We start from the raw sequence: 20,330 nt of genomic DNA, 5'->3' as shown, positions 1-20,330 counted from the left end.
GCACGTCACGCTAGCGGCTCGCCCCCGCGGGCCACGAGGCCGGGCACGGCCGGTCTCCTGCTCAGCGCAGGACGGCCGACAGCAGGTCGCTGCCCAGTGCCGTCAGGTCGGGAAGGTTGAGGGAGTAGCGGACGTACCGGCCGTGCCGCCGGGACGTGAGCAGGCCCGCGCGGCGCAGGACGGCGAGGTGGCGGGAGACCTCCGGGGGCGACAGCCCCCAGAAGTGGGCCAGTTCGCTGGTGGTGTGCGGGCCGCGCGCCAGCGTGCGCAGCAGCCGGAGCCGTACCGGGTGGGCGAGGGCCTCCAGCCGGAGGGTGACCGTCTCCACGGAGACCGGCTCGGCCGGGGCGGGCCCCGCGACGGGGTACTGCACGACCGGGTGCCACCCGGGCGCGTGGACGGCGACCAGGTGCGGGCGGTTGAAGACGCTGGGGATGAAGGTCGCTCCGGCGACGCGGGCGGCGGTCGCCTTGTCCTGGACCTTGTCCACGACGATGCACCCGCCGTCCGCCGCCAGGCCGACCGCGCCGGAGACCGAGGTCAGCGCCGCCCCGAGGCCCTGCCGCCTGAGCAGCTCGTTCTTCAGCCGCAGATCGGTCGCGAGCCGCACCACGACGCCCGCCCAGGCCGCGTCGAAGAACGCCTCCGCGCACTCCTCCAGGGTGCGGCGCACCCGCGCCCGCACCGCCGCCGGGTCCGCGAGGAGCCGTTCGGCGAAGGCCTCCTGGAGCGCCCCGCGGGCCTGCGCGACCTCCAGGGCCCGCTCGCGCGCCACCGCGTCGGTGAGCGGCGAGGCCCCGCGGAAGTGCACCCGGTTGCTGCCGCAGGTGGTGACGAGCGCGGCCGTCACGTACGTCTCGTCGTCGATCCGGTCCACGTCGTCGAGTTCCTCGGCGAGGGTGGACCGGGGACGCCCGGGTATCAGGAAGTCGGCCTGTGTGTAACGCCAGAGGAACTCCGCCTCCCGGAGCCGCTCGGCCAGCTCCGGCGGCAGCCCGGCCCACACGTCCGCGGCCCACGCGGCGAACTGCGGGTGGTGGCCCGGTTCGGCGAGCACGTGCAGCATCGCGGTCAGTTCGGCCAGCGGGGAGGCGGCGAACCGCACCGGCTCGGAGGGCGCGCCGCTGATGTCGATCCTCAGCGTCATGCCCCCATCATCACCGCACGGGGGCCCGGGTGGCGGCGCCGATTGACGGGAGGCGTCAACCGGCGTGCCCCGCCCCGGCGGCCGGGCGCACCGTCTGACGTCATGGCAACCACCACCGCGCTTCGGCCCCGCGCCCTCGTCCGCGCCTCGGGAGGCCCCCGTTACGCCGTCGCCCTGGCCGTGGACGCGCTCGGCACCGGCCTGCTGCGGCCCTTCCTGCTGCTGTACGGCGTGACGGTGCTGGGGCTGTCCGCCCCGGTCACCGGCACCGCGATGACGGCCGGCATCGTCGTCGGCCTGGGGTGCATGCCCCTGGTGGGCCGGTGGCTGGACCGCGGCGCGCGCAGCACCGTCGTGGCGGCGTCGATGCTGGTGCGGGTGCTGGGTGTGGCGCTGCTGCTGGCCGCTCCGGCGGGGCACGTCCCGCTCTTCGTCGCGGCCGCGCTCTTCCTCGGCATCGGCAACCAGGCCTGGCCCGCCGCGCACGCCGCGCTCGTGGCGACGGTCGCGCACGGCAGGGAGCGCGACACCGCGCTCGCCGGGGCCCGCGCCCTGCGCAACGCGGGCCTCGGCGCCGGGGCGCTGCTCGCGACCGCGTGCATGGCGGGCGGCACGGGGGCGCTGCGGACGCTGGCGGCCGTCACCGCGCTCGCCTACCTCGCCGCGGCGGCCCTCGCCCGGTCGGTCCATGTGCGCGCGGACCCGGCGGACACCGTCCCGGCCGGGGACGGGACCGGCGCGCCCGTGCCCGCGCCCCGGATGGGCCTGCTGCTGGCCGCCAACGTCGTCTACGTCTTCTGCCTCAACGTCCCCGAGGTCGCGCTCCCGCTGGTCCTGACGACACAGCTGCACGCGTCCGCGGTGTGGCCGGGGGCGGTGTTCGTGGCCAACACGGTGCTGGTCGTCACGCTCCAGGTGCCGCTCACCGCCGCGCTGGCCCGCTTCCCGCGGCGGACCGTACTGGCCGCCTCCGGGGTGCTGCTGACCGTCTCCTACCTGGGCTTCCTCGCGGCCGTCCCGCTGGGCGGCGGCCGGGCGGTCCCCGCCGTCGCCGCGGTGTCCGTGCTCTGCACCGTCGGCGAGATCGTCTACGCGGGCAGCGCCACCGCCCTCGTCACCGCGCTCGCCCCGGCGCCCGTCCTGGGCCGCGCCCTCGCCCGCTTCCAGCTCTCCACGGGCTTCGGCCTCGCCGTCTCCCCCGCCGTCATCACCGCGCTCGCCCCGCACGGCCCGGCCGCGCTGTGGGGCGGCCTGGCCGCGGCGACACTCGGGTCCGCCGCCGCGGTGGCCGCCGAAGGCCACCGCGGACGCGGCCCGGACACGGCCCGCCGGGCCGGAGCGCCCCGGCCCCGCCCGGAACGCCCCGGGCTCGGGGAAAGGCCCGCTCGGGCGGGCCGTAAAGTGGCGGGGTGACGGAGGACGGGGCGCGGTCGGTGCGGGTGCTGCTCGCCGAGGACCAGGGGATGATGCGGGGGGCGCTGGCGCTGCTGCTGGACCTGGAGGACGACATGGAGGTCGTCGCGCAGGTCGGGGCCGGGGACCGGGTGGTGGCCGAGGCGCTGGACGTACGGCCCGACGTGGCGCTGCTCGACATCGAGATGCCGGGGATGAGCGGGCTGGACGCGGCCGCGGAGCTGCGGGAGAAGCTGCCGGAGTGCCGGGTGCTGATCCTCACGACGTTCGGACGGCCGGGCTATCTGCGGCGGGCGATGGAGGCGGGGGCGGCGGGCTTCCTGGTCAAGGACGGGCCCGTGGAGGAGCTGGCCGGGGCGATCCGGCGGGTGCTGCGCGGGGAGCGGGTCATCGATCCGGCGCTGGCCGCCGCGGCGCTGAGCGCGGGGCCGAGTCCGCTGACGGCGCGGGAGCGGGACGTGCTCAACGCGGCCGCGGACGGCGCGACGGTCGCCGACATCGCCGGGAAGCTCTTCCTGTCGGAGTCGACCGTCCGCAACTACCTGTCCGCGGCGATCGGCAAGACCGGCAGCCGCAACCGCATGGAGGCGGTGCGCGCCGCCCGTCAGAACGGCTGGCTCTGACGGGCGGCGCGTGACCGCTCAGCGCGGCCGGGGCCTCAGCCCTTGAGCTGCGGCTGCGGCTTGGGCAGCAGCACCGCGAGCGCGCTCGCCCCGACCAGGAAGGCGGCGCTCACCAGGAACGCCAGGCCGTAGCCGGAGGACAGCGCCACCGCGTCGCTCGCGCCCGCGTGTCCGCGCGCGGTGATGCGGGAGGCGGCGATCGTGGCGAGGATCGTCAGGCCCAGGGCGCCGCCGAGTTGCCGGGAGGTGTTGAGCAGGCCGGACACCAGGCCCTGGTCCGTGCGGCCGATGCCGGACATCGCGGCGGCCGCGACCGGGGTCATCATCAGGCCCGCGCCGAACATGGTGAGGAGGCCGGGTCCGAGGATGATGCCGACGAAGGTGCTGTCGGCGCTCACCCGGCTCTGCCAGGCCAGGCCCGCCGCGGAGATCAGGCCGCCGCAGGCGACCAGGAGCCGGGCGTCGAAGCGGGCCATGAGGCGCGGGGCGAGCTTGGACCCGGCGACGATCGCGATGGTGTGCGGCAGGAAGGCCAGGCCCGTGCGGATCGGGCTGTAGTGCATCACCTGCTGCATGTAGAGGGACAGGAAGTACCACGTCGAGAAGGTCGCGGCGCCCGACACGAAGAGCAGCGTGTTCGACGAGGACACCGAGCGGATGGTGAACAGCCGCAGGTGGATGAGGGGTTCGGCGGTGCGTGCCTCGACCGCCGTGAAGAGCGCGAGCACCAGCAGGCCGCCGACGAGCGGGCCCAGCGAGCGCGCCGACGTCCAGCCGTGCGACTCGGTCTCCGCGATCCCGTACGCGAGCGCGGCGACGCCGCCGGTCACGAGCACCGCGCCGGGGATGTCCAGCCGGCGCACGGACTGGCCGCGGCTCTCGGTGAGGAAGAGCACCGCGCAGATCAGCACCAGCGCGCCGATCGGCACGTTGACGAGCAGCACCCAGCGCCAGGACAGCCAGTCGGTGAGGGCGCCGCCGACGAGACCGCCCGCGGCGCCGCCGCCCGCGCCGACCGCGGTCCAGGTGGCTATCGCCCGGGTCCGCTCGGGGCCTTCGGGGAAGGAGGTGGTGAGGATGGACAGGGTGACGGGGGCGAGCACCGCCGAGCCGAGGCCCTGCACCGCCCGCGCGGTGATGAGCATCGCGGGGTTCTGCGCGAGGCCGCCCGCCAGGCTCGCGGCGGTGAACAGGCCGAGGCCGGTGACGAAGGTGGCCTTGCGGCCGAGCAGGTCGGCGGCGCGTCCGCCGAGCAGCATGAAGCCGGCGAAGGTGAGCGCGTATCCGTTGACGACCCACTGCTGCGCGCTCTCGCCGAGGCCGAGCGAGGTGCGCATCGAGGGCAGCGCGACATTGACCACCGACACGTCGAGCACCACGAGGAACTGCCCGGCGCACACCGCGAGCAGCACCGCCCAGGCGGGTGCCGCCCTGCGCGTGCCGCGGTCGGACGGGGTGGTGCGCTCTCCGAGGATTTCACTCATGGGCCCCATGCTCCCGGTCCGGAGGCCTTCTCCGCATCGGGACTTGGGACTACGACCATGGCCCCGGGTGCCTACGCCCCGCGGCCCGCGTGCGACTACCGCCCGCGGCCCGGGGGGCGTACGCCGGGCGTCCGGCGGGACCGGCGACCGCTCGCCGCGCCGACCCGGGAGGACGCGCCCTGCGTACCCGCACGACCTGCGGCTTCGTAGGATGCGGGGATGACAGAGGCGACGGAGACGGCGGAGACGGCGGGACCCGCGGCGGACGTGCTCGCCGCGTTCGAGGCGGCCCGGGGGTTCATGCCCGCGGACGAGGGCCTGGCCCTGCACGCGGCGGCGCGCGACGCGGCCGCGCGGCTGCGGCTGCCGGTCCTGGAGATCGGTACGTACTGCGGGCGTTCGACGATCCTGCTCGCGGACGCGGCCCGGCGGGCGGGCACGGTCGTGGTGACCGTCGACCACCACCGGGGCAGCGAGGAGCAGCAGCCCGGCTGGGAGTACCACGACCCGACGCTGGTCGATCCGCACACCGGGCTGATGGACACCGTCCCGCACTTCCGCCGCACCCTGCACGCGGCGGGCCTGGAGGATCACGTCGTCGCCGTCGTGGGGCGGTCGCCGCAGGTGGCGGCGCTGTGGGCGCGTCCCTTCGGTCTGGTGTTCATCGACGGCGGCCACACCGACGAGCACGCGGGCGCCGACTACGAGGGCTGGGCGCCGCGCGTCGCGCCCGGCGGGCTGCTCGCGATCCACGACGTCTTCCCCGACCCGGCGGACGGCGGCCAGGCCCCCTACCGCGTGTACCTGCGCGCGCTGGAGTCCGGCGAGTTCGCCGAGGAGTCGGTGACGGGCTCACTGCGGCTGCTGCGCAGAGTGACCGGTGGCGAGCACACGCGGTGACAGCCACCGCCCCGCGGCGGACGTACGGTAGCGGCCCGGTCGCGCCGGGTGGCCGTTGCGCGGGGGCGGTGCGGGGCGGCGAGCCGGGCCGATAGAGTCGCGGGCGTGTTCAGCAACGAGTCACACGGGGGCACTCGGAGCAGGTCGCTGGCCGTCACGGCAGTCGTGGTGGTCGCGGCCCTGGCCGGGGGCTGGTTCGTGTACGACGCGCACCGCGGCACGGACGCCGGTACGGCGGACGGCCGCGGGCCCGCGGCGGCGCCCGCCGCCGATCGTACGAGCCCCGCCCCGGTCGCACACGGTGACTCCGCGACTGCGGGCCCGGCGTCCACGGCGCCCCGCAGGGAGCTGACCGGCCGCGTCGTCGTGCTCGACCCGGGACACAACCTCGGCAACGCCCGGCACACCGCCGAGATCGGCAAGTCCGTCGACATCGGCACCAACCGCAAGGCGTGCGACACCACCGGCACGGCGACGAACGCCGGTTACCCCGAGGCGACGTACACCCTGGACGTCGCCCACCGGGTGCGGGCGCTGCTGGAGGCGCGCGGCGCGAAGGTGGTGCTCACCTACGACGGCGACCGCCCGTACGGCCCCTGTGTCGACGAGCGGGCCCGGACGGGCAACGCGGCGCACGCCGACGCCGCCCTGTCCATCCACGCCGACGGGGCACCGGCCGACAAGTTCGGCTTCCATGTGATCGCGCCCAAGTCCGTGCACAAGGGCGCGGCCGACACCCGCGCCGTCGCGGCGCCCTCGCTGCGCCTGGCGACCACCCTGCGGTCGCACTTCACGGCGGTGACGGGTGAGCCGTTCGCCAACTACCTGGGCGGCAAGGGCCTCACCGTCCGCGACGACCTGGGCGGGCTCAACCTCACCAGGGTGCCGAAGGTCTTCATCGAGTGCGGCAACATGCGCAACGCGCGCGACGCCGCCGAGATGACCGACCCGGCCTGGCGGCAGAAGGCCGCCGAGGGGATCGCCGACGGACTCACCGCCTTCCTGGAAGGGAAGAGGTGACAGGGCTGTAGCAGTCCGGTATGGATCGTGCACCAATGCGTATACGAGCCCACCCGGTCAAGATCGTCCCCGTACCATGGGGCACCTCCCCGAACTCGACGGTGCCAGGGCGCACATGCCGCACCCGCGGCGGGTGCGAGAGCCGTTGCGAGAGCACGACAGACACCAGCAGAAGCAGTACCGACAAAGGACAGGACCTGACGTGAACATCCGCTCCCTGACCCGAGGAGACGGCGCGGTGATCGGAGCAGCGGCGCTGCTGCTCATCGCTTCCTTCCTGCCGTACATCAGCATCGACTCGCAGTACGGGTCCGCGTCCAAGAACCTCTGGCACTCGGGCCTCTTCCCGGTGCTGCCCGCGGTCACCCTGACGGCCGTCGCCGCCGGTGCGGCGGTGTTCGCCTCGCACGCCCCGCAGTTCAACGGCAAGCAGGTGCTCGGGCTGTCGTTCAAGCAGTGGTCGGTGGCGCTGTCGCTCTTCGCGGGCTGGACGGCCGTGTGGGCCGTGCTCTTCACCGACTTCGGCGGGTACGACAAGGGCGCGGGCGCCTGGCTGACCTTCGTCTTCGGCGTGGTCATCGCGGTCGTCGCGCCGCTGTCGGACCGCCTCCCGGCGCTCAAGGCGCCGCTGGCGAGCGCCCCCGCCCCGGCCGCGCAGCAGCCCTACGCGGTGGGCGGCCCGTCCTACGGCGCCACCCCGCAGCAGGCCGGCTACGGCTACCCGGGCGGCGCGCAGTCCGTCGACCCGAGCTTCGGCCAGCAGCCGTACGGCGCGCAGACCGCCGCGCCGCAGGCCCCGCAGCCGACCGCCGCGGCCTCGGACTTCAGCGCCTTCTGGTTCGCGGTGCCGGTGCCGCGCCCGCTGTACGCGGAGGACGGTTCCGGCGCGCAGATCGCCGAACTGACCCCGGGCACCTGGTACCTCGCGGTCGACCAGCGCGGTGCGCAGCTCATCGCGCAGACCCAGGACGGGCGCCGCGGCGTCCTCCAGGACAGCAGCGGAATCCAGCGCGGCTGAACCGTATCTCCTCAAGGCACCACACGGCGGCAGGCCTCCCCGCACGGGGCGGCCGGCCGCCGTTCCGCATGTCCGGGCCCGCGCGTGCGCACCGCTCCCGCACGGGGTTTCGAACGACGGATCGCGGCAAGACAGCCGTCATGTACAGACGCTACGGCGGCAACCCCGCCGCGGCGATCATCATGATCGCCGCAGACATCGCTGCGCTGATCCTCATCCTGTGGATCATCTTCTTCGTCTTCGACGCCAACCGGGGCAACGACCTGGTGAACTGGGTCCACCACTCGGCGAACTGGCTGGCGACCTGGTCGAGGGACCTCTTCACCCCGGACAACGCCAATTGGCGCACGGTCCTCAACTACGGCCTGCCGGCCGTGGTCTACCTGGCCATCGCCCAGGTGGTGGCCGGCCGGGTCAACCGCTGACCGGCCCCCGGTGACCCACCGGAGCCTTCTCCTTCAGAACGTTCAGCACTCTCGGAGCCGGGGCGGGCAGCAGCCGGGCGCAAGGCCGTTCGGCAGCCGCTCCGCCCCGAAGACCGCGGTGGTCGCCTCGTCCCCCCCGAGTGCGGCCACCGCCAACAGCAGCGCGCCCGCCGTCCAGGTGGTGCGCTCCACGGGCCAGTAGGCGTCGTCGTCGAAGACGTAGCCGGTCCAGTACAGCCCGTCGTCCGCGCGCAGGTGCTGGATGTCGGCGAGGATGCGCACCGCGCGGTCCGACTCGCCCACCGCCCACAGCGCCAGGGCCAGTTCGGCGCTCTCCCCGCCGGTCACCCACGGGTTGGGCAGCACGCAGCGCACCCCGAGGCCGGGCACCACGAAGCGGGACCAGCCCTCCTCGATCCGGGCCACGGCACGCGGGCCGCGCAGCGCCCCGGAGAGCACCGGGTAGTACCAGTCCATCGAGTAGCGGGACTTGTCGAGGAAGCGCTCGGGGTGCCGGCGGATCGCGTGGCCCAGCGCACCGGTCGCCAGCTCCCAGTCCGGCTGCGGCTCCTCGCGGTGCTCGGCCAGCGCCAGCGCGCAGCGCAGCGCCTGGTGCACCGACGAACTCCCGGTCAGCAGCGCGTCGGTGACGACCGCCCCGCCGTCCTCCACGGATTCCCGCTTCCAGCCGATCTGCCCGCCGGGCTGCTGGAGCGCGAGCACGAACTCCACGGCGGCGGCGACGGTCGGCCACATCCGGTCGGCGAAGGCGTCGTCGCCGGTGGCCAGGTAGTGGTGCCAGACGCCGACGGCGACGTACGCGCAGAAGTTGGACTCGCGGGAACGGTCCACCGGGCGCGCCGGGTCGCCGTCCTGGTAGGCGGCGAACCACCCGCCGTCCGGCTGCTGGTGGCGGGCGAGCCAGGTGTACGCGGCCTCCGCCGCGTCCCGTTCGCCCGCGGCGTCCAGCGCCATCGCGGCCTCGATGTGGTCCCACGGGTCGAGGTGGTGGCCGGGGAACCACGGGATCGCCCCGTCCGGCCGCTGCGCGGCGAGCAGCGCGTCCACCGTGTGCTCGGCCTGCTCGGCGGTGAGCACACCGGGCAGCACGAGCCGTTCGGTACCGCGCCACCGCCCGGCCCTGGTCACGCGGGGGCGTCCAGCGACTCGTCGAACACCGCGGCGGCGTCCGGCAGTTGCGGCTTGGTCGCGTACGCCACGAAGCTCTTGCCGATCAGCGGGTTGAGCGCCTGCTCGGCCAGCCGGGTGGCCAGCGGCTTCTTCACGATGTCCCACACCAGCAGCTTGTGGTAGAGCTTCACCGGCAGCGCCTTGTCGTTGTCGACGCCGACCGCGCACTTGATCCACCAGTACGGCGCGTGCAGGCCGTGCGCGTGGTGCGTGCCGTACGGGCGCAGGCCCGCCTCCCGCATCCGCTCCAGCAGCTCGTCGGCCTTGTAGATGCGGATGTGGCCGCCCTCGACCTCGTGGTAGGCGTCGGAGAGCGCCCAGCAGACCTTCTCCGGCCCGTAACGCGGCACGGTCACGGCGATCCGGCCGCCGGGCCGCAGCACCCGCACCATCTCGGCGAGCACGCCCTTGTCGTCGGGGATGTGCTCCATCACCTCGGAGATGATCACGACGTCGAAGCTGTCGTCGGGGAAGGGGAGATGGTGGGCGTCGCCCTCCATGGCCACCGCGCTCGCCCCCGCGGGCGCCTCGCCCGCCTCCCGCATCGCCGCGAACCACTTCGCGACCTCGCGGATCTCCTCGCCGTTGCGGTCCAGCGCGACGACGCGGGCGCCGCGGCGGTAGCACTCGAAGGCGTGGCGGCCGCCGCCGCAGCCGAGGTCCAGCACGCGGTCGCCTTCGGCGACGGGGAAGCGGGTGAAGTCGACGGTCAGCATGAGGTGCTCCCCTTTACGGCTGCTGCCCGCTCCGGTTCCGCACCGAAGGGGTCGTTGCTGTCGTCCCCGGACCACCGGCCGGTGGAGGACTGAGCGCGCAGTTCCCCGCGCCCCTGAGTAACCGGCTCCTGCGCAACGCTGCCCTGCGCCCCGCTGCCCTGCCTCGCGATCGCCTCGCGGTAGAGCTCCGAGGTCTGCACGGCCGCGCGGGCCCAGGTGAAGTGGGTCAGGACGCGGGTGCGGCCCGCGGACGCGAGGCGGTGGCGGAGCGCGGGGTCGGCGAGGGCGCGGTCGAGGGCGGCGGCGAGGGCGGGGGCGTCGCCCGGCGGGACGGCCAGGCAGGTCTCGCCGTCGGGTCCGGCGACCTCCGGGACGGCGCCGCCCGTGGTGGCGACCAGCGCCGTGCCGGTCGCCATCGCCTCCGCGGCGGGGAGCGAGAAGCCCTCGTAGAGCGACGGCACGCACGCGACCTGGGCGCTGCGGATGAGGTCGACCAGCTCCGCGTCGCTTATGCCCTTGACGAAGTCGACCGCGCCTTCGAGCCCGTAGCGCTCGATCGCCTCGGCGACGGGCCCGGCCTCGGGGCGCTTGCCGACGACGACCAGATGCGCGTCCGGGTGCGCGGCGCGGACCTTCGCGAGCGCCTCGACGAGGAAGACCAGGCCCTTGAGGGGCACGTCGGCGCTGGAGGTCGTGACGATGCGGCCGGGTACCTCGGGCACCGCCGGGTCGGGGCTGAAGAGCGCGGTGTCGGCGCCGATCGGCACGGTGTGCACGCGCTCGGGGCGTACTCCGAGGTCCGTGGTGATCTCGGCGCTGGAGGAGCCGGAGACGGTGAGCACGGAGGGGAGCCGCCGGGCCACCCGCTTCTGCATGCGGGTGAAGCCGTACCAGCGGCGTACCGACGCGCGCCGCTTCCAGTCCTGCGCGGCGGCCAGTTCCAGCCGCCGGTCGACGGTGATGGGGTGGTGGATGGTCGTGACCAGCGGCATCCGCAGGCCCAGCAGTCCGTAGCCGAGCGTCTGGTTGTCGTGGACGACGTCGAAGTCGGCGCGGCGGGCGGCGAGATGACGGCGCGCCCGCAGGCTGAAGGTGAGCGGCTCGGGGAAGCCGCCGGTCCACATGGTGGCGACCTCCAGCGCGTCGATCCAGTCGCGGTACTCGCCGCGCGAGGGCGTACGGAACGGGTCCGGCTGGCGGTAGAGGTCGAGGCTGGGCAGCTCGGTGAGGGTGACACCCGCGCCGACCGCGTCCAGGACGGGGTAGGGCTGGGCGCCGATCACCTCGACGCGGTGGCCGAGCGCCGCCAGCTCACGGGAGAGGTGCCGTACGTAGACGCCCTGGCCGCCGCAGTACGGGTTGCCCTTGTAGCTCAGCAGCGCGATCCGCAGCGGTCTGGAATCTGCCGTCACTCCGGCCCCCTTCGCAGCGATTGAGCCGGAGCGTAACCGGTCGCGCTAATCTAGAACAAGTTTCAGACTCGATGGTACAGAGGGTGGATCACCCGGCAACCGGACGGCCCCCCGCGGGCCGGACGGCGCCCCCGGGAGGCCGCCTGCGTGACGGACGGACGTGCCCATGGACCGCGTGACCGGTGGTGTGACCGGCAGGACCGGTGTGACCAGTGCGAACCGTGTGACAAGTCTGTCCGGTTTGACCGTACGGCAGGAGGCCCGGCGGCGCCGCATCCTGGAGGCCAGCACCCGGCTCGCCGCCGGGGGCGGTTTCGACGCGGTCCAGATGCGGGAGGTCGCCGAGGAGTCCGGGGTCGCGCTCGGCACGCTCTACCGCTACTTCCCGTCCAAGATCCATCTGCTGGTCGCGGTGATGCAGGACCAGCTCGGACGGCTGCACGGCACGCTGCTGGACCGCCCCCCGGCCGCCGCGACCCCCGGCGAGCGGGTGGCCGAAACACTGCTGCGGGCCTTCCGGGCGCTCCAGCGCGAGCCGCTGCTCGCCGAGGCCATGGTGCGGGCGGTGATCTTCGCCGACCGGTCGGTGCGCGAGGACGTCGACACGGTGTCGGTGCTGACCCGGGCGATCATCCTGGACGCGATGCGGCTGGGCGGGGAGCCGAGCGCGGAATGCCTCTCGGCCGTCCGGGTGGTGGAGCACACCTGGCACGCGGCGCTGGTCAGCTGGCTGACCGACCGCGCGGCGGTACGGCAGGTGCAGACGGACATCCGCACGGTGTGCCGGCTGATCCCGGCGGGGTGAGGCGCGGGCGAGGCTCGGGTGAGGCGCGGGACGAGGCCGCGCCGACGTTTGGCCAAAGCCTGACCGTGTCACCCACACGGGTGGCGCGAAACGTATCGCGCCGCGCGCCCCCAAAAGCATCCGATTCACCCCTGTCCACCACTGAATGACGCGAATACGGGTCCTCCAGGACAACTCGCCAGGGTAGGAATGGACCGCTCTCTTCCGGTCCCGTCCGTGGCGACCGGCGTGCGCCGAGACAAGGGGACGGCCGAGTTGATACGCGTTCTGGTGGCCCATGACACCAGCCTGATGCGGTCCGCACTGGCGGCACTGCTGGGCAACGAGCCGGATTTCGAGGTGACCGACGTGGGATGGCACCAGATGGGTGAGCCGGGCCGATGTCGCGGCACCCATGTGTGCGTGGTGGACGCGGACTGCCCCGGCTGGCGCCGGCACGCCGACCGCTACGCGACCCCGGCCGCCGGAGTGCGCAGGCGCACGGACGGCGGCAACGGCTCCGGCGGCGGCGCGTGCAGCGCGGTCATCGTGCTGACCAGCAGCGGCAAACCGGGCAACCTGCGGCGCGCGTACGCGGCCGACGCGCTCGGCTTCGTCAACAAGGACCGTTCCGCGGATCGCTTACCGGCGGCGATACGCCGCGTCGCGGCGGGGAAACGGTTCGTCGACGAGTCGCTGGCCGTCGAATTCCTGCAAGCCGCGGACATGCCGCTCACCCCGCGCGAGCTGAGCGTGCTGTCGCTCAGCGCGGAGGGCGCGTCCGTCACGGAGATCGCCCGCAGCCTGCACCTGTGCAACGGCACGGTGCGCAACTACCTCGCGGCCATCACCCGGAAGACGGGGGCGCGCAACCGGGTGGACGCGATCAGGATCTCCCGCTTCGCGGGGTGGGTGTGAGCGGCGCCGCCGCGTCGGCGGGCGCCGGAGCAGGGGCCGGGGCGGGGGTCCAGGCGGCGGCCAGGTCCCGGTAGAGCGGCGAGAGCGCGAGCAGTTCGGTGTGCGGGGCGCACGCGGTGTGCGCGCCGTCCAGCACCAGGGTGCGGGCGGCGCGGCGCGCGGAGCTGATCCGGTGGGCGACGACGACCAGGGTCGTCCCCGGCCGCGCCGCGAACGCCCGCTCCGCGCGGGCCTCGGCGTCCGCGTCCAGATGGCAGGTCGCCTCGTCGAGCAGCACGACCCGGCCGGGGGCGGCGTACGTCCGTGCGAGCGCGAGCAGTTGCCGCTCCCCCGCGGACAGGGCCGCCGGATCGACCCGGCCGTCCGGCCCGCCCAGCGCCGCGACCAGTTCCCCCGCCCCGACGGCGTCGACGGCCTCCTGGACGGCCCGCTCTCCCGGTCCTCCCGCCGTCAGGTAGCCGACGTTCTCCGCGACCGTGCCGCGGAAGACGTACGCCTCCTGCGGCACCAGCACCACCTCCCCGCGGACCCGCACCTCCCCCGCACCGGCCCGCAGCACCCCCGCGACCAGCCCCGCGAACGTCGACTTCCCCGCCCCGCTCGGCCCCACCACGGCCAGGTGCTCCCCCTCCCCCACCACCAGATCCACCCCGTCCAGCACCGGCGCCGCGCCCGGCCCGTACGCGAAACCCACCCCCCGCAGCTCGACGGCGACCCCGGGCGCCGGGCTCCCCGGCACGGGCCTCGCGGCCTCCCCCGGATCCGCCCCCGCCGGGGCCAGCCGGGTGAGGATGACGCCCAGCCGGGTGCCCGCGGCGCCGAGGGTGTGGACGAGGTTCTGCAGGGCGGGCTGGAGGGACTGCGTCAGATACGCGAACGCGCCGAGCAGCGCCCCCGGCGTCAGACGGTGCGAGGACAGCAGCCAGGGCGCCGCCAGCAGCAGCAGGACCAGCGGGAGCTGGCCGCCGACCGCGAGGGCCGCGGTACGCACCACCCCGAAGCGGGCCAGCGAGCGGGCGGCGCCCAGCGCGGCCCCGATCCGCTCGTCGGCCCGCGCGGCGACGGTCTCGCGCGCCCCGCACGCCGTGATGTCCCGCAGCCCCGCGGCGAGCGCGCCGCACTCCCGCGCCACCGCCTCGTCCGTCGTGAGGTAGCGGTCCTGCCGCCGGGCCAGCGGGCGCAGCGCCGCCACGAACAGCCCGACGCCCGCCACCAGCGGCGGCAGCACCACCAGCAGCAGGACGGGCGCCAGCGCGATCATCCCGGCCAGCGCGCCCGCCGCCGTGAAGACGAAGGAGCGCAGCACCATGACGATGCCGCCGAACGCGTCCCGCGCGATCTCCACCTGGTGGGTGAGCCGCGAGACGACCGCGGAGTCCGCCGTGCGCCCGCCGCCCCCGGCCGCCCGTACGGCGTCCCGCAGCCCGCGCCGTACGACCCCGCGCACCAGCCGGTCCCGCAACGGCTCGACGAGCGCGGCGACCGCCCCGAAGACCCGCGCGGTCCCGTACGCCCCCGCGGGCACCCCCGCCGCGGCCAGCGCCAGCCACCACAGCCCGGTGCCCTGGCGCCCGCGCAGGAAGCCGTCGTCCATCGCCCGCGCCAGCGCGTAGCCGAGCAGGAACGTCTGCCCGGCCTCCAGCACGGACCACCCCAGCAGCACCGCGACGCCCCCGCCCCGCCCCCGGAACGCGTCCCGCATCCGCATCCCCCCGCCCCCCGGGCCGCCATCGGCGTGCGCCCCGGGGGGCGGGGCGGGATCGTCGCGGTACGGCCCGGCGCCGGGGACGGCCTCCCCGGGCGCGGCCGGACGCGGGCCGCCGCGGGCGGGGGCGGCCGACGCGCCGGCGCCGGGCGGGCGTGCGGCGGAGGCTCCTTCCGTCGGCCCGCTCGTGCGGCCCGCGTCCGGGCCGCCGCCGGTGGACGCGGGCCACGCGTCGGCGCCGCCCCGCCCCCCGGCCGCAACGGTCGGCTCCTTCCCGTCCGCCTGGGGCTCGTCCGGGTCGTGCCGGTCTTCCGCGCTGGAAGCGCTACGCATCGGACGCTCCGAAGAGGGTGCGGTAGGCGGGGTCGGGCCACAGGGCGGCGTGCGGGGCCAGGGCGCGGAGGCGTCCGGCGTCCAGCCAGGCGACGAGGTCGGCGCGGGCCGCGGTGGTCGCGCGGTGGGTGGTGAGCAGACGGGTGCGGTGCGGGTGGTCGTGGAAGAGGGCGCGGGCGACGCGCAGTTCGGTGACGGTGTCGAGGCTGGACGTCGCGTCGTCCAGCACGAGCAGCCGCCCCGGGTGCGCGAACGCCCGTGCCAGGCCGAGGCGTTGGTACTCCCCACCGGAGAAGGGCGCGTCCGCGCGGGGTGTCGCGTACCCGGCGGGCAGCAGCGTCACGAAGCCGTCCGCCTCAGCGGCGCGCGCGGCCCGCGTGACGTCCACGGCCGGGAGGGGCCGCGGCCCGAACGCGACGGCGTCCCCGACCGTCTCGCCGAACAGCACGGGCCGTTCGAAGGCGTAGCCGACCGCGTCGCGCAGCTCGCGCTCGGTGAGGTCCGGCAGCGGGCAGCCGTCGAGCAGCACGGTGCCGTGCTCCGGATCCGCCAACCGCCCGGCGAGCGCGGCCAGTACGGACTTGCCGGCGCCCGAGCGTCCCACCACGGCGACGCAACTGCCGCCCGGCACGGTCAGGTTGAGCCCGTCCAGTACGGTCTCGCCGCCGCGGCACGCGGTCACGTCCCGCAGTTCGAGCGTCCCCGGGCCGTGCGGCGGCAACGTCCGCTCCCCGTAGGCCGGTACGGGCTCGGCCAGCACGTCGGCGATCCGCGCGGCCGCGGCCCGGCCGCGTACGACCGCGCCCAACTGGCCCACGACCAAGCCGATTCCGGTGGCCAGCAGGACGTAGCGGCCCGCCGCGAGGAGATCGCCGGGGCTCAGGGCGCCCTGCGCCAGGCGGATGCCGCCCACCGCGAGGACCGCGATCTGGAGCAGCGGCACCAGGACGGTCGCCTGCGCCGTCGCCCGGCCCTGCACCTGCCACATCTTCCGCCCGTGCGAACCCAGTTCGGGCAGCGGCCCGAGCACGCGGGCCGTCTCGCGCTGCTCCGTCCCGGCCGCGGCGATGGTGCGCGCCCCGCCGAGCGCCTCGACCAGCAGCGTCGCGATCCGGCCCTGCGTCTCCTGGTAGCCGGTCACGCAGTCCGCCGACGCGCGGGCGAAACGGTGCACCAGCAGTGTCAGCAGGGGGGCGCCCGCGAGGAAGACCACGGCGAGCCAGAGGTCGGTGAGGGCCAGCGCCACGATGCCGCCGATCGGTGCGGCCAGCGCCGCGGGGAGGGCGGCGGCGGCCGCGGGGGTGCCGGCGGCGTCGGCGGCGTTGCCGACCAGCCGTGTGACGAGGTCGCCCTCGCCGTGCCGGGCGGCCGCGCCCGGACCCGCCGCGAGCACGTGCCGCAGCGTGCGGCGGCGCACGAACGCGGTGGCTCGCGCCGTCGTCACACCCGTGAGCAGGTCTTCGGCCGCGGCGGTGGCCGCCTGGGCGGCGACGATCGCCGCGCACAGGGCGACCCAGCGGGTCGCGGCCTCGCCGCGCAGCAGCAGGTCCAGGGCGTGGCCCAGGGCGGCGGGCAGCGCGACCGCTCCCGCCGCGGAGGCGAGCCCGAGCGCGGTCAGCGCGGTGACCCGCCCCACGTCCCGCCGCGCGGCGGCTGCGACGCTTCCCATGACCTCTCCTTCCGGGACGCTCCGGGTTGCCCCGTGCGGTGGGCCCCGCGACCTTCCGCCGGTGGTGGGTTGCGCGCGCAGTTCCCCGCGCCCCTTCACGCTCCGGGCTGCCCCCGGGGGCGCAGCGCGCGATCTTCCGCGCGAGGTGGCTGGTCGCGCAGTTCTCCCCCCAGAGCTTCGCCTGGGAAATGCCCCCACGCGCCCCTGGTTGGTCGCCCTGCGCGGCTACGCGCGAGCCCCTGCGGGGGCTGGCCTTGCGGGCGAGGGCGAGCGTTTTTCAGGGGCGCGGGGAACTGCGCGACCAGCCCACTACCGGCAGAAGGTCGCGGGCCCACCGCAAGGGGCAGCCCGTGGCGAAAGGGGTCCCGCCCCCCGGGCGGGGTACGGGGACGGCCCCGGGGGCGGTAGGTCGCCGTCCGGGGCCGCCGCCGCGCGGGCTAGAGGCAGATCAGGAAGCTCACGGAGCTGATGCAGCTCAGCAGGCTCAGAGAGCTGGCGGCGCCGCCGCCGCTGTGGTTCTCGGTCTCCATGTTCTGCAGGTCGAGGAGCGCCATGACATGTCCCTTCGATCGGTTGTGCGTGGATGGGTGGTGCGCGGTCCCGGCCGGTGGCCGGGCCCGGTTCAGGAGCCGCCCCTGAAGGGCGGGAGGAAGGGCAACCCCGCGGCGGCGGCGCCGCCGGTCGCGGCGCCCAGGGCCAGCAGGCAGCCGGCGGTGCCGGTGCCGAGGTCCATGGAGAGCCGCATCATCTGGTTGCCGGGGAAGGCGAGCCCGCCGCCGTACGGCATGCCGTACCAGCCGAGTGCGCCGGTCTGTTCGGCGAGTGCGCCGGCGGGTACGGGGGTGCGGGTGCGGGCCAGGTGCAGCAGCGTGCCGGCCCGGCCGGCGAAGAGGCCGGGCTGGGCGTACAGCCGCAGTGTGGCGGCGCGCACGATGTCGGTGCGGGCCTGCTCGAAGCGGACGGCCTCGTCGGACGTGAGGGTCCCGGCGTGCCGGGCGAGCGGCAGCAGGTCGTCGAGGACCATGCCGATGCCCGCGCTGCCGTCGCCGAGGTAGGGCATGGTGCGCCAGCCCTCGTCGACGTCGAGGCCGCCCGCGGCGGTGTGTACGCAGCGGTCGAGGTCGAGGGAGAGGGCGCGGGCGGCGTGCACGAGCAGGCCGCGGGCGCCGGTGCGTTCGTGGAGGCGGACGAAGAGCAGTGCGGCGCCGGTCGCCCCGTGCATGAGCCCGGCGCGGGGGGTGCCGCCGGAGAGCCGGGCGGCGACGATGCCGGCGGCTTCGAGGGCGCGGTCGCGCAGCGAGATGTCGCCGGTGCTGCGGGCGAGGCTGTCGAGGACGAGGCCGAGTCCGGCGAGGCCGCCGTACAGGTCGGAGGCGAGGTGCTGCCACTTCTCGTCGAGCAGGCTGTGGACGAGGTCGAGGGCGCGCTCGGTGTGGCCGAGCCGGTCGAGGACGTACGCGATCCCGGCGACGCCGTCGTAAAGGCCGAGGGGGGTGCCGTTCGGGGGCGGCGCGGTGCGGTCCAGGAGCCAGCGTTCGCCCTCGGGGTAGCGGGGCAGTCCGGTCTCGGCGAGGGCGAGCAGCACTCCGGCGGCGCCGTGCGCGATGCCGAGCCCGCCGCCGTCGCCGAACTGTGCGATGTCGCCGGGGAAGAGCCGGTCGTCGCGCTGCGGTGTCGCGGAGGCGAGGATCGCGCGGGCCATGGCGTCGCGGGCGGCGGACCAGTCCCCGACGTCGACGGGCAGGTAGCCGCTCGTGCCGTCGGTCCGGGCGGCCGCCGTGCGGGGGTGGTCCGGGGCGGTGTCCCGGGTGATCTCCCGGACCGCCTCCGCGAGCCACTCGTGCGGCACCGGGAACTGCTCGGCGATGACCTCCGCGAGGTGGGCGGCCTTGGTGCGGTCGATGGGCAGCAGGGTGGTGACGGGGAGGAAGAGGGCCAGCCGCAGGCACGCGAGGGCGTAGTGGTCGACGGCGGTGCCACGGCGGTCGGGGGGCGCCATGAAGCCGGGGTGGGCGACGGACTGGCCGCGCCCGTCGCCGGCGTCGGTCGCCGCCTCGAAGTCCAGCAGGCGGACGGATTCGTCGTCGGGGCCGACCATGACGTTGTACATGTGCAGGTCGTTGACGACGAGGCCGCGGGCGTGGACGGCGGCGACCGCCCGCGTGACGCCCTCGTGGATCCGCAGCGCCCAGCGCGTGTAGTCGGCGACGGCCTCCGGGTCCGGCTCGGGGGTGAGCAGCGGGTGGCGGTGGCCGAAGTAGCTGTTGAGCGGCTTGCCTTCGAGGAATTCCATGACCAGGAAGCGGTGGTCGCCGAGGGTGAACCAGTCGCGCAGCTCGGGGGCGACGCCCGATCCGCCGAGCGCGCGCAGCACGTCGCGTTCGCGCTCCAGGCGGGTGACCGCGTCGGCCCCGTCGGAGGCGAGTCCGGCGTGCGGGCGGCCCTCCTTGAGGACGACCTTCTCCCCGGTGCGGGTGTCGGTCCCGGTGTAGACGCCGCCGCCGTTGGAGAAGTGCAGCGCCTTCTCGATGCGGTACGGCAGTTCGCCGACGGTGGTGGCGTTGCGCGCCTCCAGGTGCGGGCGCAGGAAGTCCGGCAGCGTCACCCATTCCGGTACGTGGAAGGCGGGCGCGCGGCTGTCGGGGACGAGCCGGCCCTCGGCGTCCTCGATCGCGGAGACCAGCGTGCCGTGCTCGCCGACGCAGAAGCGTTTGGCGAAGGCCCCGTAGCGCACGTAGAGCGGGCCCTCGCGCCAGCGCAGGTCGGTGAGGATGTACGGGCCGCTCTCGCCGTCGAGGAGTTCGCCGAGTTCTTCGAGGATCTCGTGCAACTGCTCGTCGCCGTCCGGGTAAATGGTGACGAACTTTCCGCTGGTGTCGCGCCCGGCGTATTTCGAATTGCGCAGGTGCAGCAGCTGCGGGCTGGGCACGAATTTAAACGGAATGCCGCGCGGCACGCAGTGGTCCCATACCTTGGCGGCCACCTTGTCGGCGTTGCCGAGGCCGGCGGAGACATGGATCTTCCAGCCCTGCATAGGGCGTACGGCTCCGTCCCGACCGCTGGGGCCCGGGTCGAGGTGCAGCCAGTCCCCGACCCGGAGCGTGTGCCAGCCGGCCGGTACCTCGCGCTGCGCGGTCTCGAAGGCGGCGACCGGCGTCCGGACCGGCCCCTCTCCCGAGACCGCGCCGGACACCGCGCCGGCCACCGCGCCGGATGCCGAAGCGGAATCGCTGGACACGGCCATGGGAAGCCGGTCGAGGCTTTCGTAGAAATGCCGGTCCGCGAGGCAGAAAACCTCGTAGCGGTTGTCCATCGATCCCCCTTGTGGCGGTGACGGACACGAGATTTCCATATCGGCGGGCGGGCGGAGAAGTCACTGTTGTCACGTCCTGGCCGTGACGAACGCACGGGTCCGGCGGGCGCGTCGGCGTAGTCCCGCGGGCGGTCGCGGGCGGTGGTCGCGGGTGCGACCGGAGGGGATGTCAACTGCCGTGCGGCGTAGGGGCGTCAACGCGCCGCCCGGCGGAACGGACGCCGTCCGGCTGATGTTCCTCGGCCATTCGGGGGCCTCC

17 protein-coding genes are annotated in these 20,330 nt (G+C 75.1%); 8 read left to right on the top strand and 9 right to left on the bottom strand.

Annotated features, from left to right (window positions below; all coding sequences use genetic code 11):
* Positions 1-61 precede the first annotated feature (61 nt).
* Positions 62-1,147 carry a DUF5937 family protein gene (locus ACWERV_RS13870; RefSeq protein ID WP_452932565.1) on the bottom strand — a complete coding sequence of 362 codons (1,086 nt, stop codon included), beginning with the start codon at positions 1,145-1,147 and terminating at the stop codon, positions 62-64.
* Between the two features lie 102 nt (positions 1,148-1,249).
* On the opposite strand from ACWERV_RS13870, the gene ACWERV_RS13865 reads away from it, so the two are divergent.
* Both ACWERV_RS13865 and ACWERV_RS13860 read left to right on the top strand, forming a co-directional pair.
* Positions 1,250-2,560: an MFS transporter gene (locus ACWERV_RS13865; RefSeq protein WP_452932562.1), complete on the top strand. Its 1,311-nt coding sequence runs from the start codon at positions 1,250-1,252 to the stop codon at positions 2,558-2,560.
* Positions 2,557-3,183, top strand: coding sequence for a response regulator (locus ACWERV_RS13860; protein ID WP_398191738.1), 627 nt, complete (start codon positions 2,557-2,559; stop codon positions 3,181-3,183). Before ACWERV_RS13865 ends, ACWERV_RS13860 begins: the two co-directional genes overlap by 4 nt.
* A 35-nt stretch (positions 3,184-3,218) precedes the next feature.
* On the opposite strand, the gene ACWERV_RS13855 is transcribed toward ACWERV_RS13860, so the two are convergent.
* A complete protein-coding gene (locus tag ACWERV_RS13855; protein WP_398191741.1) occupies positions 3,219-4,667 on the bottom strand; it encodes an MFS transporter in 1,449 nt (482 codons plus the stop codon).
* Positions 4,668-4,886: 219 nt separating this feature from the next.
* Here ACWERV_RS13855 and ACWERV_RS13850 point away from each other — a divergent pair, with 219 nt between their 5' ends.
* The 4 genes from ACWERV_RS13850 (at position 4,887) to ACWERV_RS13835 (ending at position 8,030) form a co-directional block, all read left to right on the top strand.
* Positions 4,887-5,567: a class I SAM-dependent methyltransferase gene (locus ACWERV_RS13850; protein ID WP_452932558.1), complete on the top strand. Its 681-nt coding sequence runs from the start codon at positions 4,887-4,889 to the stop codon at positions 5,565-5,567.
* A gap of 105 nt (positions 5,568-5,672) precedes the next feature.
* Positions 5,673-6,587, top strand: a complete 915-nt coding sequence (locus ACWERV_RS13845) for an N-acetylmuramoyl-L-alanine amidase (protein ID WP_452932556.1) — start codon at positions 5,673-5,675, stop codon at positions 6,585-6,587.
* A gap of 202 nt (positions 6,588-6,789) precedes the next feature.
* Complete coding sequence (locus ACWERV_RS13840) at positions 6,790-7,605, top strand: hypothetical protein (protein ID WP_452932553.1); 816 nt, start codon at positions 6,790-6,792, stop codon at positions 7,603-7,605.
* A 140-nt stretch (positions 7,606-7,745) separates the two neighbouring features.
* The gene (locus ACWERV_RS13835) at positions 7,746-8,030 is read left to right on the top strand and encodes a hypothetical protein (RefSeq protein ID WP_398191752.1); all 285 of its coding nucleotides are present in this window, start codon (positions 7,746-7,748) and stop codon (positions 8,028-8,030) included.
* Between the two features lie 42 nt (positions 8,031-8,072).
* Here ACWERV_RS13835 and ACWERV_RS13830 read toward each other — a convergent pair whose 3' ends face one another.
* The 3 genes from ACWERV_RS13830 to ACWERV_RS13820 are packed head-to-tail and all read right to left on the bottom strand — an operon-like array spanning position 8,073 to position 11,349.
* Complete coding sequence (locus tag ACWERV_RS13830; RefSeq protein WP_452932550.1) at positions 8,073-9,179, bottom strand: prenyltransferase/squalene oxidase repeat-containing protein; 1,107 nt, start codon at positions 9,177-9,179, stop codon at positions 8,073-8,075.
* Positions 9,176-9,937 carry a class I SAM-dependent methyltransferase gene (locus ACWERV_RS13825; protein WP_452932548.1) on the bottom strand — a complete coding sequence of 254 codons (762 nt, stop codon included), beginning with the start codon at positions 9,935-9,937 and terminating at the stop codon, positions 9,176-9,178. The genes ACWERV_RS13830 and ACWERV_RS13825 overlap by 4 nt, the downstream gene beginning before the upstream one ends.
* Positions 9,931-11,349 carry a glycosyltransferase family 4 protein gene (locus tag ACWERV_RS13820; RefSeq protein WP_452932547.1) on the bottom strand — a complete coding sequence of 473 codons (1,419 nt, stop codon included), beginning with the start codon at positions 11,347-11,349 and terminating at the stop codon, positions 9,931-9,933. Before ACWERV_RS13820 ends, ACWERV_RS13825 begins: the two co-directional genes overlap by 7 nt.
* A gap of 205 nt (positions 11,350-11,554) precedes the next feature.
* Here ACWERV_RS13820 and ACWERV_RS13815 point away from each other — a divergent pair, with 205 nt between their 5' ends.
* Both ACWERV_RS13815 and ACWERV_RS13810 read left to right on the top strand, forming a co-directional pair.
* Positions 11,555-12,154 carry a TetR family transcriptional regulator gene (locus tag ACWERV_RS13815; RefSeq protein ID WP_452932628.1) on the top strand — a complete coding sequence of 200 codons (600 nt, stop codon included), beginning with the start codon at positions 11,555-11,557 and terminating at the stop codon, positions 12,152-12,154.
* Between the two features lie 291 nt (positions 12,155-12,445).
* Complete coding sequence (locus ACWERV_RS13810) at positions 12,446-13,051, top strand: LuxR C-terminal-related transcriptional regulator (protein ID WP_452932626.1); 606 nt, start codon at positions 12,446-12,448, stop codon at positions 13,049-13,051.
* Here the strand turns inward: ACWERV_RS13810 and ACWERV_RS13805 are convergent.
* The 4 genes from ACWERV_RS13805 to lanKC all read right to left on the bottom strand — a co-directional run bounded on the left by ACWERV_RS13805 (position 13,020) and on the right by lanKC (position 20,071).
* The gene (locus ACWERV_RS13805) at positions 13,020-15,089 is read right to left on the bottom strand and encodes an ATP-binding cassette domain-containing protein (protein ID WP_452932544.1); all 2,070 of its coding nucleotides are present in this window, start codon (positions 15,087-15,089) and stop codon (positions 13,020-13,022) included. The genes ACWERV_RS13810 and ACWERV_RS13805 overlap by 32 nt on opposite strands.
* Positions 15,082-16,758, bottom strand: coding sequence for an ABC transporter ATP-binding protein (locus ACWERV_RS13800; RefSeq protein ID WP_452932541.1), 1,677 nt, complete (start codon positions 16,756-16,758; stop codon positions 15,082-15,084). The genes ACWERV_RS13805 and ACWERV_RS13800 overlap by 8 nt, the downstream gene beginning before the upstream one ends.
* Before the next feature lie 437 nt (positions 16,759-17,195).
* The gene (locus ACWERV_RS13795) at positions 17,196-17,312 is read right to left on the bottom strand and encodes a SapB/AmfS family lanthipeptide (RefSeq protein WP_398191770.1); all 117 of its coding nucleotides are present in this window, start codon (positions 17,310-17,312) and stop codon (positions 17,196-17,198) included.
* 68 nt (positions 17,313-17,380) lie between these two features.
* Positions 17,381-20,071, bottom strand: coding sequence for a class III lanthionine synthetase LanKC (lanKC, locus tag ACWERV_RS13790; RefSeq protein ID WP_452932538.1), 2,691 nt, complete (start codon positions 20,069-20,071; stop codon positions 17,381-17,383).
* Between the last annotated feature and the right edge of the window lie 259 nt (positions 20,072-20,330).

This window comes from Streptomyces sp. NPDC004031 (genome assembly GCF_053604375.1).
This window is presented reverse-complemented; position numbering and strand designations above follow the sequence as displayed.

Excerpts from the sequence above, each read along its gene's own strand:
- ACWERV_RS13870 (WP_452932565.1), bottom strand. The coding sequence starts at position 1,147 with ATGACGCTGAGGATCGACATCAGCGGCGCGCCCTCCGAGCCGGTGCGG.
- ACWERV_RS13865 (WP_452932562.1), top strand. The coding sequence starts at position 1,250 with ATGGCAACCACCACCGCGCTTCGGCCCCGCGCCCTCGTCCGCGCCTCG.
- ACWERV_RS13855 (WP_398191741.1), bottom strand. The coding sequence starts at position 4,667 with ATGAGTGAAATCCTCGGAGAGCGCACCACCCCGTCCGACCGCGGCACG.
- ACWERV_RS13850 (WP_452932558.1), top strand. The coding sequence starts at position 4,887 with ATGACAGAGGCGACGGAGACGGCGGAGACGGCGGGACCCGCGGCGGAC.
- ACWERV_RS13835 (WP_398191752.1), top strand. The coding sequence starts at position 7,746 with ATGTACAGACGCTACGGCGGCAACCCCGCCGCGGCGATCATCATGATC.
- ACWERV_RS13825 (WP_452932548.1), bottom strand. The coding sequence starts at position 9,937 with ATGCTGACCGTCGACTTCACCCGCTTCCCCGTCGCCGAAGGCGACCGC.
- ACWERV_RS13810 (WP_452932626.1), top strand. The coding sequence starts at position 12,446 with ATGCGGTCCGCACTGGCGGCACTGCTGGGCAACGAGCCGGATTTCGAG.
- ACWERV_RS13805 (WP_452932544.1), bottom strand. The coding sequence starts at position 15,089 with ATGCGTAGCGCTTCCAGCGCGGAAGACCGGCACGACCCGGACGAGCCC.
- ACWERV_RS13800 (WP_452932541.1), bottom strand. The coding sequence starts at position 16,758 with ATGGGAAGCGTCGCAGCCGCCGCGCGGCGGGACGTGGGGCGGGTCACC.
- ACWERV_RS13795 (WP_398191770.1), bottom strand. The coding sequence starts at position 17,312 with ATGGCGCTCCTCGACCTGCAGAACATGGAGACCGAGAACCACAGCGGC.
- lanKC (WP_452932538.1), bottom strand. The coding sequence starts at position 20,071 with ATGGACAACCGCTACGAGGTTTTCTGCCTCGCGGACCGGCATTTCTAC.